Source organism: Leifsonia sp. NPDC056665 (assembly GCF_042791795.1).
Taxonomy (GTDB): domain Bacteria; phylum Actinomycetota; class Actinomycetes; order Actinomycetales; family Microbacteriaceae; genus Leifsonia.
In genome coordinates, this window is sequence record NZ_JBHTXK010000030.1 from 27,437 (window position 1) to 39,399 (window position 11,963).

Annotated in this window: 11 protein-coding genes, 1 tRNA gene and 1 pseudogene; 11 read left to right on the forward strand and 2 right to left on the reverse strand. The window is 69.8% G+C overall.

Annotation, left to right across the window (positions count from 1 at the left end):
• The first annotated feature begins 44 nt into the window (after positions 1-44).
• Genes ACFQ9V_RS18925 through ACFQ9V_RS18940 form a run of 4 tightly spaced genes read left to right on the forward strand, consistent with a single transcriptional unit; the run spans position 45 to position 3,416 of the window.
• Entirely contained in the window at positions 45-659 is a 615-nt protein-coding gene (locus ACFQ9V_RS18925) for a hypothetical protein (protein ID WP_382460666.1), read from the forward strand.
• Positions 656-1,717, forward strand: coding sequence for a peptidoglycan-binding protein (locus ACFQ9V_RS18930; RefSeq protein WP_382460667.1), 1,062 nt, complete (start codon positions 656-658; stop codon positions 1,715-1,717). The genes ACFQ9V_RS18925 and ACFQ9V_RS18930 overlap by 4 nt, the downstream gene beginning before the upstream one ends.
• A gap of 44 nt (positions 1,718-1,761) precedes the next feature.
• Positions 1,762-2,346, forward strand: a complete 585-nt coding sequence (locus tag ACFQ9V_RS18935) for an ATP-binding cassette domain-containing protein (RefSeq protein WP_382460668.1) — start codon at positions 1,762-1,764, stop codon at positions 2,344-2,346.
• Positions 2,343-3,416 carry a hypothetical protein gene (locus ACFQ9V_RS18940; protein WP_382460669.1) on the forward strand — a complete coding sequence of 358 codons (1,074 nt, stop codon included), beginning with the start codon at positions 2,343-2,345 and terminating at the stop codon, positions 3,414-3,416. The genes ACFQ9V_RS18935 and ACFQ9V_RS18940 overlap by 4 nt, the downstream gene beginning before the upstream one ends.
• Before the next feature lie 6 nt (positions 3,417-3,422).
• Here ACFQ9V_RS18940 and ACFQ9V_RS18945 read toward each other — a convergent pair whose 3' ends face one another.
• Complete coding sequence (locus ACFQ9V_RS18945) at positions 3,423-3,854, reverse strand: VOC family protein (protein WP_382460670.1); 432 nt, start codon at positions 3,852-3,854, stop codon at positions 3,423-3,425.
• 136 nt (positions 3,855-3,990) lie between these two features.
• On the opposite strand from ACFQ9V_RS18945, the gene ACFQ9V_RS18950 reads away from it, so the two are divergent.
• From ACFQ9V_RS18950 to ACFQ9V_RS18975, 6 genes are all read left to right on the forward strand, one after another.
• Positions 3,991-5,586 (forward strand): MFS transporter, encoded by a 1,596-nt coding sequence (locus tag ACFQ9V_RS18950; protein WP_382460671.1) that lies wholly within the window; start codon positions 3,991-3,993, stop codon positions 5,584-5,586.
• A gap of 22 nt (positions 5,587-5,608) precedes the next feature.
• Positions 5,609-6,208: a class I SAM-dependent methyltransferase gene (locus ACFQ9V_RS18955; RefSeq protein WP_382460672.1), complete on the forward strand. Its 600-nt coding sequence runs from the start codon at positions 5,609-5,611 to the stop codon at positions 6,206-6,208.
• A gap of 75 nt (positions 6,209-6,283) precedes the next feature.
• Positions 6,284-7,912 carry a Re/Si-specific NAD(P)(+) transhydrogenase subunit alpha gene (locus ACFQ9V_RS18960; protein WP_382460673.1) on the forward strand — a complete coding sequence of 543 codons (1,629 nt, stop codon included), beginning with the start codon at positions 6,284-6,286 and terminating at the stop codon, positions 7,910-7,912.
• Positions 7,909-9,285, forward strand: coding sequence for a Re/Si-specific NAD(P)(+) transhydrogenase subunit beta (gene pntB, locus ACFQ9V_RS18965; protein ID WP_382460674.1), 1,377 nt, complete (start codon positions 7,909-7,911; stop codon positions 9,283-9,285). The genes ACFQ9V_RS18960 and pntB overlap by 4 nt, the downstream gene beginning before the upstream one ends.
• The gene (locus tag ACFQ9V_RS18970) at positions 9,286-9,960 is read left to right on the forward strand and encodes a DUF2510 domain-containing protein (RefSeq protein WP_382460675.1); all 675 of its coding nucleotides are present in this window, start codon (positions 9,286-9,288) and stop codon (positions 9,958-9,960) included.
• A 70-nt stretch (positions 9,961-10,030) separates the two neighbouring features.
• A tRNA-Ser gene (locus ACFQ9V_RS18975) sits at positions 10,031-10,120 on the forward strand.
• A gap of 46 nt (positions 10,121-10,166) precedes the next feature.
• Here the strand turns inward: ACFQ9V_RS18975 and ACFQ9V_RS18980 are convergent.
• On the reverse strand, positions 10,167-10,916 hold the full coding sequence (locus tag ACFQ9V_RS18980; protein ID WP_382460676.1) for a tyrosine-type recombinase/integrase: 750 nt from the start codon (positions 10,914-10,916) through the stop codon (positions 10,167-10,169).
• A 154-nt stretch (positions 10,917-11,070) separates the two neighbouring features.
• Here ACFQ9V_RS18980 and ACFQ9V_RS18985 point away from each other — a divergent pair.
• Positions 11,071-11,883 (forward strand): annotated as a pseudogene (locus ACFQ9V_RS18985) (IS481 family transposase); the annotation flags it as partial.
• Positions 11,884-11,963: the final 80 nt, after the last annotated feature.

Consider the following 11,963-nt stretch of genomic DNA (forward strand, 5'->3'; position numbering starts at 1 on the left):
GGGGTGGCAGGGGCCACCCCACCCTTTCGTCGCTGAAAGCCGCCATGACAAGACTCACCTCACGTATCGGGATTCTGATCGCCTCAGCTCTGCTCCTCGCCGGCTGTTCCGTGCCGGGTGAAACATCGGGCGAACAACCCGATCGGCCGGCACCTGCGGGAGCCGGCTGGGAGAGTGAGATCGCGGATGCCGTTCGACGCGCGACGACGGACTTCGAAAGGAACGCGCTGGCCGACGGGCGGATCTCCGATGCGGAGTTCGCCGAGATGGAGAACGGCTTCGTGGCCTGCCTGCGCGATCGGAATGTCGCTTTCGGTGGATTCGGACCGGCCGGGGGATACGGGTTCACCCCCGGGCCCGGGACGACCACAGCAGAGGCCAATGGAATCGCGGATGAGTGCTCAGCCAGCAGCGGGCTGGACACCGTCGGCTCCCTCTACTTCGCGATGCAGCGCAACCCGCAGAATCTCGATGAAGCCACCATCACCGTGGCCTGCCTCGTGAAGAAGAAGGTCGTTCCGCAGACGTACTCGGCGAGCGACTACGCCCGGGATACGCCGACGAGAGCGTATCCGTTCACGGACTCCACCCGTGGCGAAAAGGCGATGCAGGAATGCGATACGGACCCGTTGGGACTTCTGGAGGGCCAGAAGCGATGAGGTCGGGCGTCCTGCCGCGGTTCCTCGTCATCGCCGTCGCCGCCACCGTTCTCTTCGCGTCAGGGGCGACCGCAGCCTGGTTGTGGTGGGGAGCGGAGCCGCCCAGCTCCCTCGCGCCGCCGAAGCCCGCCGGCGCGGCCACCGTCTCGTACCGGGAGTTCTTCGATCAGCGCACGGTGAGCCTCCGGATCGAGTCCGCAGAGGATTCGCGACTGGAGTCGGGGGTCGGCGGTCGCGTCACCTCCTCCGCGTGCTCACCCGGCGCCGTCATCGAGTCCGGATCGGTGATTGCGGCGATCGACGGCCGCCCCCTGGTGGCTCTCGCGACGGCGCCACCCCTCTGGCGCGATCTGAGGGCGGGCGACAACGGCGACGACGTCCGGGCTCTCCAGAAGGAGCTCGCGCGTCTCGGCTATCCGGTGACACGGGACGGAACGGTCGGGAAACGGACGCTCGACGCCGTCGCCCGCCTGTTCGAACGCGCGGGAGATGCTGCGTACGAGACGGGTGCCGTGGAGGCCGCCCGGATCGTCTGGTTGCCGAGCAAATCGGTGACGGTCGGAGAGTGCACGGTGTCGATCGGCGAAACGGTGGAGGCGCGCGCCGCGCTCGCCTCCGTTGCGGGGGCGATCACCCGCGTTTCGGCGGACGAGCCGAATGCCGGCGTCGTTCCCGGCCAACGGACACTCACGGTCGACGCGATCACGGTCCCTGTCGACGATTCGTTGAGCGTGTCGGATCCGACGGCCCTCGGCGCGCTGGGGGCCGCCCCGTCGGTCGTTCGCCAGAGGAACACAGCGATGAGCGAGACGGGCGCGGATGCCGGAGGGACTCTTCGCGGCACACTCGCCCTCGCATCCCCCGTCGATGTGGGCATCGTTCCGCCCGCGGCCGTCCACTCCATCACGGGACAGGAGGGGTGCGTCGCTACGGGGCAGAAGGCACTCCGCGTCACCATCGTGGGGTCGCAGCTCGGCCAGACCTACGTGCTGTTCGACGGTGGGGAGCGGCCGGACACCGTGCAGCTCTCGGAATCGCGACGCCCCTCGTGCTCGTAGCGCTCGACCGGGTGGGCCACCGGTTCGGTCGATCCGGTGACTGGTTGTTCAGGGGGCTCAGCTTCGAGTTCCGTGCGGGAGAGGTCTACGCGTTGACGGGGCCGTCCGGTTCGGGGAAGAGCACACTGCTCTCGCTGCTCGGCGGACGGAGCCGCCCGGCGGAGGGGGCCGTTCAGCTCGTCGGCATCGGCACGGTGAGCTGGGTCTTCCAGAACCCGTTCGGGTCGCCGCGGCGGACGGCGCTCGACCACGTCGTGCTGCCCATCATCGCCCGCGGCGAGTCGATCGCGTCTGCCGAGCGGCAGGCGCGGGAGTACCTGACGCGTTTCGATCTGGAGTCGGTTGCGGATCGGAGGTTCGGCGAGCTGTCCGGTGGCGAGTCGCAGCGGCTCATGCTGGCTCGCGGCCTGGCATCCCGGCCGAGCCTCCTCCTCATCGATGAGCCGACCGCTCAGCTCGATCGGCGCACCGCGGAGCGCGTCGACGCCGCGATCTCGGCAGTCGCCGATCCGCAGACGATCGTGATCGTGGCGACGCATGACGCACGGACACGCGATGCGTGCACGGGGCTCCTCGACCTGGGCTCCCCGGAGGGATGGGGCAAACCACAGGAGAGGGGCGCCGGGTGAGGTTCTCCAGTCTGTGCCGGGAGGCCGGCCGCAACATCGCGACAGGGACCGCACGCTTCGCTCTCCTGAGCGTGCTGCTCGGCGTCGCGCTCGGGTCCCTGGTGCTCATCGACGGGATGACGACCTCGGGCCTCATCGCCTCCGCGGAGAGATTCCGCTCGTCCGGAGCGGCGACGGAGACGCTCGTCGCGGAGGGTCGCGTGGACGGAGAGGCGTGCGAAGCGGTGTCGAGGCTCCCCGGAGTCACGGCTTCCGGAGCGTTGCGGTCGTCGGCGAGCAAGATCACCATCGCCGCCCTCCCCGACGCCCCCGTACCGCTCTACGAGGTGTCGCCCGGCTTCGTCGGCATCCTCGCGGATCGGACCGAGCTCCCCGCCGGGGTCCTCGTCCCCGACGAGTTGGCCGAGACGCTCGGTGTCTCGGCCGGGGAGGTCGTCGCCTCGGACTCGGGCCCGATGCCGATCGCCGCGACCTACGACTATCCGTCCGACGGGCGACGTGCGGGTTTCGGCTATGCGATCCTCGCGGTCACGAACCAGGCCGGGGAGTACGACGAGTGCTGGGCGCAGGCCTGGCCGCAGCTCCCGAACCTCCGGAGCCTCCTGCTCGCCACCGTGATCCCGTCGGACGGCGCCGACGAACGGAAGCCGCAGGTCTCGCAGCTCAACTCGTCGCTCGGCGCCCTGTTCGAGGGAAGCTCTGCGTTCGCCGAGCGTCTTACCCGGGTCGCGACGCCGGCGGGGGCGACGATCGCCGCCGGCCTCGGTCTCGTCAGTGTCCGGTCGAGGAGGCTCCAGCAGGCGTCGGCCCTCCACGGTGGTGTGGCCAGAAGCGACCTCTTCGCCCTCAACCTCCTCGAAGGCGGAGCGTGGGCGGCGTCGGCCGGGGCGATCGGGATGGGGTTCGTCGTCGCCGTGGCCTCGACCGTCGGGCCGGGCGACAGCGTCGCCGTGTTCCAGTCATTGGCGAGCATCCCGCTGGCAGGGGTGGCGGGAGCGCTGGTCGGTGTGGTGGTGGGGACGGCCGCGATGAGCGAAAAGCAGCTCTTCCGCTATTTCAAGGACCGGTGACGGCACTCACTGCAGACAGAACTCATTCCCCTCCGGATCGCGCATCATGATGGCGAACTCCTCGTACGGCCCCCACGACCCGTCGAGCACCTGCTCCACCGTCGCACCCAGGCCGACGAGCCGGGCGGCCTCGGCCTCCACCTCTTCCCGCGTCGCGTGGCGGTCGGCGGAGGGGGTGATGTCGATGTGCATCCGGTTGCGCTGGCGCTTCTCGTGGTCGTAGCGGGTGAAGTAGAAGCGCTGGTGGGCCGGGTCCTCGTCCCAGGCCACCGCCCGGGCGGCGAGGTCGTCGTCGGTCAGGCCGGCGGCGCGGAGCTCGGCCTCCTCCTCCGGTGTCAGCCACTCCGGCTCCGGGTAGCCCATGACGGCGGCCCAGAAGCGGGCGAGCGCCGCCGGGTCGGCGGCGTGGAAGGTGACGTTGGCGATCCGTGCGGTCATCCTCCGGAGTGTAATGGGTGCGCGCCGCGCAGGCCTCGAGGTCTATCCCGAGGGCTCGCGCGGCATCTACGGTTCATACCAGGAGGAGCTCGACACGGACATCCTCCCATCCCGTCGTCGGTTGGAGGACCCCGCCATGACCTCCGCGCTCGCCCCGCTGGGGGTCCGCGTCTTCCGGTTGCTGTGGATCGCGGGCCTGGTCAGCAACATCGGGAGCTGGATGCAGACCGTCGGAGCGCAGTGGCTCCTGGTCGAGCACGGCAGCCCGGCCTCCGTCGTCGCGCTCGTGCAGACAGCCGCCGCAGCGCCCGTGCTGCTGCTGGCCCTCCCGGCCGGGGTGATCGGCGAGTTCTTCAACCGGCGGACGCTGCTCATCGTGGTGCAGGCGGCGCAGTTCGTCATCGTGCTCGGGCTGGCCTGGCTGACCTGGGCGGGCGCCACCACGCCCGCGCTGCTGCTCGCACTGACCTTCCTGCTCGGGGCATGCTCGGCGGTGCAGCTCCCCGCCTACCAGGCGGTGGTGCCGGAGGTGGTGCCCGCGCCGATGATCGCGGACGCGGCCGTGCTGTCCTCGGTCGGCGTCAACGTCGCCCGCGCCATCGGGCCCGCCCTCGCGGGACTTCTGGTGGCGCAGCTCGGCGTGACCGCGGTGTTCGTCGCCAACGCGCTCTCCTTCCTGGTCTTCCTGGTGGCGCTGGTCGCCTGGCGCGGTTACGCGCCGAAGCACGGCCGTCCGGAGCGCTTCCTGGACGCCACCCGTGCCGGCCTCCGCTATGTGCGGAACGCGGGTGCGATCCGAGACCTGTACCTGCGGCTCGCGCTGTTCCTGCTCCCGGCGAACGGTCTGTGGGCGCTGCTCCCTGTGCTGGCCAGCGCGGAGTTGCACCTGAACGCGGGAGGCTACGGCCTGCTGCTCGCCTCGCTCGGCGTCGGGTCCGTCGCGGGCGCGTTCCTGCTCCCGCCGCTGCGCGCACGGTTCAGGACGGGAGCGATCGTGGCCGCGTCGTCCGGCGTCTTCGGGCTGTGCACGCTCGCACTCGCTCTGCTCGCGAACCTCTGGCTCGTCCTCCTGGTGCTCGTGGTGGCCGGGTTCGCCTGGATCGGCGTGATCGCGACGATCAACGGGACGGTGCAGTCGTTCCTCCCGGTCTGGGTGCGGACCCGCGGGCTGTCGATCTACCAGCTCGTGCTCTTCGGCTCGACGGCGGTCGGCGCCGCCGTCACCGGGGTGCTGGCCGGCTGGGCCGGGGTCGTGCCCGTGCTGGCGGTCTGCGGCGTCCTGCTCGTCCTGCTGGGGATCGTCGGCGCGCTCCGCCCCGCGATCGACACCCGTGACAAGGGCCGGGCGATCGTCCCGATGCCGCTCACCGACATCCCGATGGTGCAGGGCGAGGAGGGCCCGGACGACGCCGCGGACGCTCCGGTGCTCGTGCTGATCCGCTACACCGTCCCGCCCGAGCGCCGGGACGAGTTCGAGACCCGGATGCGTTTCGTCGGTCGCTCCCGGCGCCGCACCGGCGCACGGGACTGGAGTCTCTACTCCGACCGAGAGGACCCGGACGTGCTGGTGGAGGCCTTCCGGGTCGGGTCCTGGAGCGAGCACCTGAGCCAGCACGAGGAGCGCATGACCGAGTACGACCGGCAGCTCCTCGATGACGCGCGGGCGCTCGCCGAGGGGGAGCCGCAGGTCGAGCACCTGCTGGAGGCCGAGACGACACGTCGGCCCCGCTAGGCCGCGGCGCTAGGCTGCGCGCATGACCTTCGACCCCGAGCGGGACATCCTTGCGTACGGCAGGCGCGCCGGCGGGTACGAGCGCGGGCCGCGCGGGTTCCTGCACGGCGAGATCGTACGTCGCGTTGGGGTGCTGGCGGTGTCGCTCATCGACGGGACGCCCGAGCCCCGCACCCTGGACGTCGGCTGCGGCAGCGGTGCGCTGCTGCGGCTCCTCGCCCGCCTGCGTCCGGACGCGCGGCTCACCGGGGTGGACCCGGCGGCCGGGATGGTGCGGGAGGCGGTGGCCTCCACGCCCGCCGACGTGTTGCAGGCCTCGGCGGAGGCGCTCCCGTTCGAGGACGGGGCGTTCGATCTGGTCGTGAGCTCGTCCTCCTTCAGCCACTGGGAGGACAAGGCGGCCGGTCTGGCCGAGTGCCGGCGGGTGCTGGCTCCGGGAGGCGCGCTGCTGCTCGCGGACGTGTTCACGACGCGCGGGCTGCCGGTGCGGGTGTTCGGGCCGGGCGGGGCGGCGGGGAGCCGGGAGCGGGCGCAGGCGGCGATCGGAGCGGCCGGGTTTGCGGGGGTGGTGTGGCGGCCGGTCTTCGCCGGTGTCATCCAGGGCGCCACAGCGCGCGCTTGACGCGCGCGTCGCCGCCGGAACTCCTTTCGGCAGGTGCAGCCTGCTAGTGTCCAGGGAAAAGCCGAGGGAGGCCAGGTGTCGGTAGTCGGCATCGTCGCTGAGGGGCCGGGCGAGAGCCGGGTCGCGTCCAGCCCGAGTTCCGTGAAGAAGCTCGTCTCCCTGGGGTACGACGTGCGGGTGGAGTCCGGCGCGGGAGTCCAGGCGGCGTTCACGGATGAGGCCTTCGCCGCCGCGGGCGCGACAGTGACCTCCCGGGCCGACGCGTGGGCCGCCGACATCGTGATCAAGGTCGCTCCGCCGACCGAGGACGAGATTGCGCTCCTCTCCGACGGCGCCACCCTCGTCGCGACTCTCAGCCCTGCCCTGCGTCCCGACCTCCTCGCCGCGCTCTCGCAGCGCGGGATCACCGCGCTCGCCCTCGACGCCGTGCCGCGCATCTCCCGCGCGCAGTCGATGGACGTGCTCAGCTCGATGGCGAACATCTCCGGCTACCGGGCCGTGGTGGAGGCCGCCCACGAGTTCGGCCGCTTCTTCACCGGGCAGGTCACCGCGGCGGGCAAGGTCCCGCCCGCGAAGGTGCTGGTCGCCGGGGCGGGCGTCGCCGGCCTCGCCGCGATCGGCGCCGCATCCAGCATGGGCGCGATCGTCCGCGCCACCGACCCGCGGCCGGAGGTCGCCGACCAGGTGCGGTCGATCGGCGGCGAGTACCTGGCCGTGGAGGTCGCAGGCGACGACGCGATGCAGTCCACCGACGGCTACGCGAAGGCGACCAGCGAGGCCTACGACCGCCGCGCCGCCGAGATCTACTCGGAGCAGGCCCGGGACGTCGACATCGTCATCACGACAGCGCTCATCCCCGGCCGCCCCGCGCCGAAGCTCCTGACGGAGGCCGACGTCGCGAGCATGCGGCCCGGCACGGTCGTCGTGGACATGGCCGCCGCGCAGGGCGGGAACGTCGCGGGGTCGGTCGCGGGGGAGCGGGTGGTCACGCCGGGCGGGGTGATCATCCTCGGCTACACCGACCTCCCGTCCCGCCTGCCGACCCAGTCGTCGCAGCTCTACGGCAACAACCTGGTCAGTCTCCTCACCCTCCTCACGCCCGGAACGGACGGGAGGCTCGTCCTCGACTTCGACGACGTCGTGCAGCGGTCGGTGACCGTCGTGCGCGACGGCGAGACGACCTGGCCGCCGCCTCCGGTGACCGTCTCTGCGGCGCCGCCCCCCGTCGCCGCCGCGCCGGTCGCCGTGCCCGCGCCGAAGGAGCCGTGGCTGAGGCCGGTGCGCAAGGCGGTGCTGACCGCCGTGGGCCTCGCCGTCCTGCTCGCGCTGGCGGCGCTGGCGCCGCCTCCGCTGCCGCAGCACTTCACCGTGCTCGTGCTCGCGACCGTCATCGGGTTCTACGTGATCGGCAACGTCCACCACGCGCTGCACACGCCGCTGATGAGCGTGACGAACGCCATCTCGGGAATCATCGTCGTCGGCGCGATCGTGCAGCTCACGTCGCACGACCCGCTCGTGCAGGCGCTCGCCGCGATCGCTGTGCTGGTGGCCTCCATCAACGTGTTCGGCGGGTTCGCGGTGACGCGGCGGATGCTGGCGATGTTCACGCGGAGCGACGCGGTCGGGGGCGGCGGGCCTGGCGGTCGCGGCAGCGGTTCCGGTCGCGGCAGCCGCTCCGGACGCGACGGCGGGGCGAACCGGTGAGCCTCAGCGTCGCGGACGCCGCCTACCTGGTCGCGGCCGTCCTCTTCATCATGAGCCTCGCCGGCCTGTCCCGGCACGAGACCGCCCGCGGCGGCGTCGTCTACGGCATGGTCGGGATGGGGATCGCGCTGGTCGCGACCATCGGGTTCCTCGTGCTGCCCGCGTCCTCCATCGTCCTGCTGATCGTCGCCATGGTGGTCGGCGCCGCGATCGGGTTGTGGCGAGCGCGCGTCGTGCAGATGACCGGCATGCCGCAGCTCATCGCCCTCCTGCACAGCTTCGTCGGCCTCGCCGCCGTGCTCGTCGGCTGGACGGGTCACCTCTCGCACCCGGACCTGACCGGTTCGCTGCGCGGCGTGCACAATGCGGAGGTCGTGATCGGCATCTTCATCGGCGCCGTCACCTTCACCGGGTCGATCGTCGCCTACCTGAAGCTCTCCGCGCGCATCTCGTCGCGCCCGCTGGTGCTGCCGGGCAAGAACGCGCTGAACATCGGAGCGCTCGTCGTGTTCGTGGCGCTGACCGTCTGGTACGTGATCACCCCCGAGCTGTGGCTGCTAGCGGTGGTGACGCTGATCGCCCTCGCCCTCGGCGTCCACCTCGTCGCGTCGATCGGCGGCGGCGACATGCCCGTCGTGGTGTCGATGCTGAACAGCTACTCCGGCTGGGCCGCCGCCGCCTCCGGCTTCCTCCTCGACAACGATCTGCTTATCGTCACCGGCGCCCTCGTCGGCTCGTCGGGCGCCTACCTGTCGTACATCATGTGCAAGGCGATGAACCGCTCGTTCCTGTCTGTGATCGCCGGAGGGTTCGGGATCGCGGCCCCGTCCGCCGCCGTCGAGGAGCAGGGCGAGTACCAGGAGGTCTCCGCCGAGCAGACCGCCGAGTTGCTGCAGAACGCGACCACCGTCGTCATCACGCCCGGCTACGGGATGGCCGTCGCCCAGGCGCAGTATCCCGTCGCCGAGCTCGTCCAGAAGCTGCGCGACCGCGGCGTCACCGTCCGGTTCGGCATCCACCCGGTCGCAGGCAGGCTGCCGGGCCACATGAACGTGCTGCTGGCGGAGGCCCGCGTCCCGTACGACATCGTGCTCGAGATGGACGAGATCAACGACGAGCTGCGCGACACGGACGTGGTGCTCGTGATCGGGGCCAACGACACCGTCAACCCGGCTGCCGCCGAAGACCCGGGCAGCCCCATCGCCGGCATGCCGGTGCTGCGGGTGTGGGAGGCCCGCCAGGTCGTCGTGTTCAAGCGCTCGATGGCCGCCGGCTACGCGGGCGTGCCCAACCCGTTGTTCTACCGCGAGAACGCGAGGATGCTGTTCGGGGACGCGCGGAAAGCGGTGGACGAGATCGTGGGGTACTTCTGAATGGTGGACGGTGACGGGGGCGAGGTGAGCCGCCGGCTCGGACCCGGCTGGTATCCGGACCCGTTCGGCGAGGCACCGCTGCGATGGTGGGACGGCACGAAGTGGGAGGCGGCGGTGAGCGGAAACGCTCCTGCCCTGGCCGCCGCGCCGCCCGTGCGCTACACCCTGGAGCGCCGACCGCTGCCTCCCGAGACGCCGGTGTACACCTCGTGGGTCTGGCTGGTGGTGCTGCTGCCGCTGGCGAGCACCCTCGTCTCGCTGGTCACGCTCGGAAGCGTCACCCGCTCGCTCGCCCAGCTCGCGAATCCGGGCCTCGCGAATCCGGGTTCCGCGAACCTCGCGCTGCTGACCTCGCCCGGCTACCTCGCCGGCAGCATCCTCGGCTGGGTGGTCTTGGCCGTGTCCATCGTCTTCAGCTGGCTCGACTACCGGACCCTGAACCGCCGCGGCGTCGACGAGCCGTTCCACTGGGCGTGGTCGTTTCTTGCATGGCCGATCTACACGATCGGCCGCGCGGTGATCGTGCGCCGCGTCGCGGGAGGCCGAGGAACGGGAGTGCTCTGGGCCACGATCGCAGTCCTGATCCTCTCGGTCGCCGCCGGGGTCGCCGCAACGCTGATCCTGGGGTCGGCGCTCCTCCAGACCGCCCACCAGCTCCCGGGCGCCGGTGCCTGAGCGTGGAGTGTCCGGCCGCGCCCGGAACGTCCGTTATGATGGCTGTCGTGCGTCCGCCCGCGGGCGCTCAGGAGACGTCGCATAGTCAGGCCTAGTGCACCACCCTGCTAAGGTGGAGTGCCCGTTAAGGGCACCGTGGGTTCAAATCCCACCGTCTCCGCAACAAAAGTGCTGATAAGCGACAGTTTATAAAGCTATGTGGCGCACTAGTCGAGGCCGTTCGGACTTTCAGGAACCGCGCCCCAGGACAGCGCTGGGACAGCAGGTGTGTCCAGAAGGGCGAGAGCTGCCCGGTTGGCATCAATGCCGAGGACATGAGCGTAGGTGGACAGCAGCACTGTCGGGTTCTTGTGCCCAGACCACTCGGCGGCAGTCTTGACGTATACGCCGCGAAGCAGCCAATACGAAATTGCGAAGTGTCGTAGCGCGTGGATCGTGAGTCCGCGGCACGTAGTCGCATTCCACTGCACTTGACGGCGGAACAAGTTTCCTCGCAACTGCTTTCCCGTTTTCGAACGAAACAGGTGTGCTCCGGGAGGAACGCCCTCAACTCGAGGGGCCACGATCTCTAAGGCCCGCGGACGCAGAGGAATCGTTCGGGACCGTACCTCGCCAGAGTTGCTCTTCAGTGTCTTTTCGGCGTAGCCATCTGATTGTGCGCGCCATACATGTAACGCTGGCATCGGAATCTGCGCCACATCTTCAACGCGTAGCGCCCTCAGTTCTGACCACCGCAGGCCGGTGAGCCCGAGAAATTCAGTCACCTCGGCCATTGCAGGGTCTACTAGCCGCTGCGCCGCGATGGTTCTCGACATCTCTTCGGGCGTCCATGTATCCGCTTTGGGTCGCGAAGGGAGGCCGACAACCACAGGCATACGAGCACCCCGGACGGGGTTCGCCGGTGCGAAATGTTCTGAGACGGCGTACTCGAATAGAGCGGAGAGGGTGACTCTCATCCGGGTAACGGTTGAACGCGCGAATCCGTCGGCCAGCAGACCCGCTAGCTGTAGTGCCCAGGGACGTTGTTTGATCTGGCACCCGTGACATAGCGAGAACCTCCGGGCCAGAGTGGGAGTTGCTTAGACACTCACTCGAAACCAGGAGGTTCTCGTGTCTCACGGTAATGCGGCTTTGACGCCGCGCCAAAGACTGCGTGTTGCGCGGTTGGTCATCGACGAGGGTTGGACGGTCGCGGCGGCGGCCGACTTCTTTCGGATCTCGTGGCCGACCGCTGCGAAATGGGCGCGCCGGTATGTCGAGTTGGGCCCGGTCGGGATGGCCGATCGGTCCTCCCGCCCGCATACGCATCCGAACCGCACGCCGCAGCTGTTGGTGAAGAAGATCGTGCATTTGCGGATCAAGAAACGACTCGGGCCGGTGCAGATCGCCGGTCGACTCGGGATGCCGGCCTCGACCGTTCACGCCGTGTTGGTGCGCTGCCGGCTCCACCGCTTGTCCCATGTTGATGTGAAGACCGGGGAGCCGGCCCGCCGTTACGAGCACGACTATCCGGGGTCGCTGATCCACGTCGATGTGAAGAAGCTCGGTAACATCCCTGACGGCGGCGGTTGGCGATTCGTCGGCAAGCAGCAAGGCGACAGGCACCGCGCAGCGTCTGATCCGATCCGCCGCAAAGGCGTCATCCGCGGACCGTTGATTGGCCACGCGTTCGTTCACACCGTGATCGATGACCACTCCCGCGTCGCCTATGCCGAGATCCACGACGACGAGACCGCCGCCACCGCCACCGGTGTCCTGCGACGGGCCGTGTCGTGGTTCGCCGACCGAGGCGTTCGCGTCGAGCGAGTGCTCTCGGACAACGGGGCTGCTTACCGATCTCACGCCTGGCGCGACACCTGCCGCGAGCTGAGCATCACCCCCAAGAAGACTCGCCCCTACCGGCCACAAACCAACGGCAAGATCTGTGAAGACTTGTCATGGTGCTGCGACGGTTTCGGTCTGACTCAGGCCAAGAACTGACCATGGTGTCCTTCGTTCGATTT

What these genes read in the sequence shown, in the direction of transcription:
- ACFQ9V_RS18925 (WP_382460666.1), top strand. Translation starts at nt 45, where the DNA reads ATGACAAGACTCACCTCACGTATCGGGATTCTGATCGCCTCAGCTCTG.
- ACFQ9V_RS18930 (WP_382460667.1), top strand. Translation starts at nt 656, where the DNA reads ATGAGGTCGGGCGTCCTGCCGCGGTTCCTCGTCATCGCCGTCGCCGCC.
- ACFQ9V_RS18945 (WP_382460670.1), bottom strand. Translation starts at nt 3,854, where the DNA reads ATGACCGCACGGATCGCCAACGTCACCTTCCACGCCGCCGACCCGGCG.
- ACFQ9V_RS18950 (WP_382460671.1), top strand. Translation starts at nt 3,991, where the DNA reads ATGACCTCCGCGCTCGCCCCGCTGGGGGTCCGCGTCTTCCGGTTGCTG.
- ACFQ9V_RS18955 (WP_382460672.1), top strand. Translation starts at nt 5,609, where the DNA reads ATGACCTTCGACCCCGAGCGGGACATCCTTGCGTACGGCAGGCGCGCC.
- ACFQ9V_RS18970 (WP_382460675.1), top strand. Translation starts at nt 9,286, where the DNA reads ATGGTGGACGGTGACGGGGGCGAGGTGAGCCGCCGGCTCGGACCCGGC.
- ACFQ9V_RS18980 (WP_382460676.1), bottom strand. Translation starts at nt 10,916, where the DNA reads ATGAGAGTCACCCTCTCCGCTCTATTCGAGTACGCCGTCTCAGAACAT.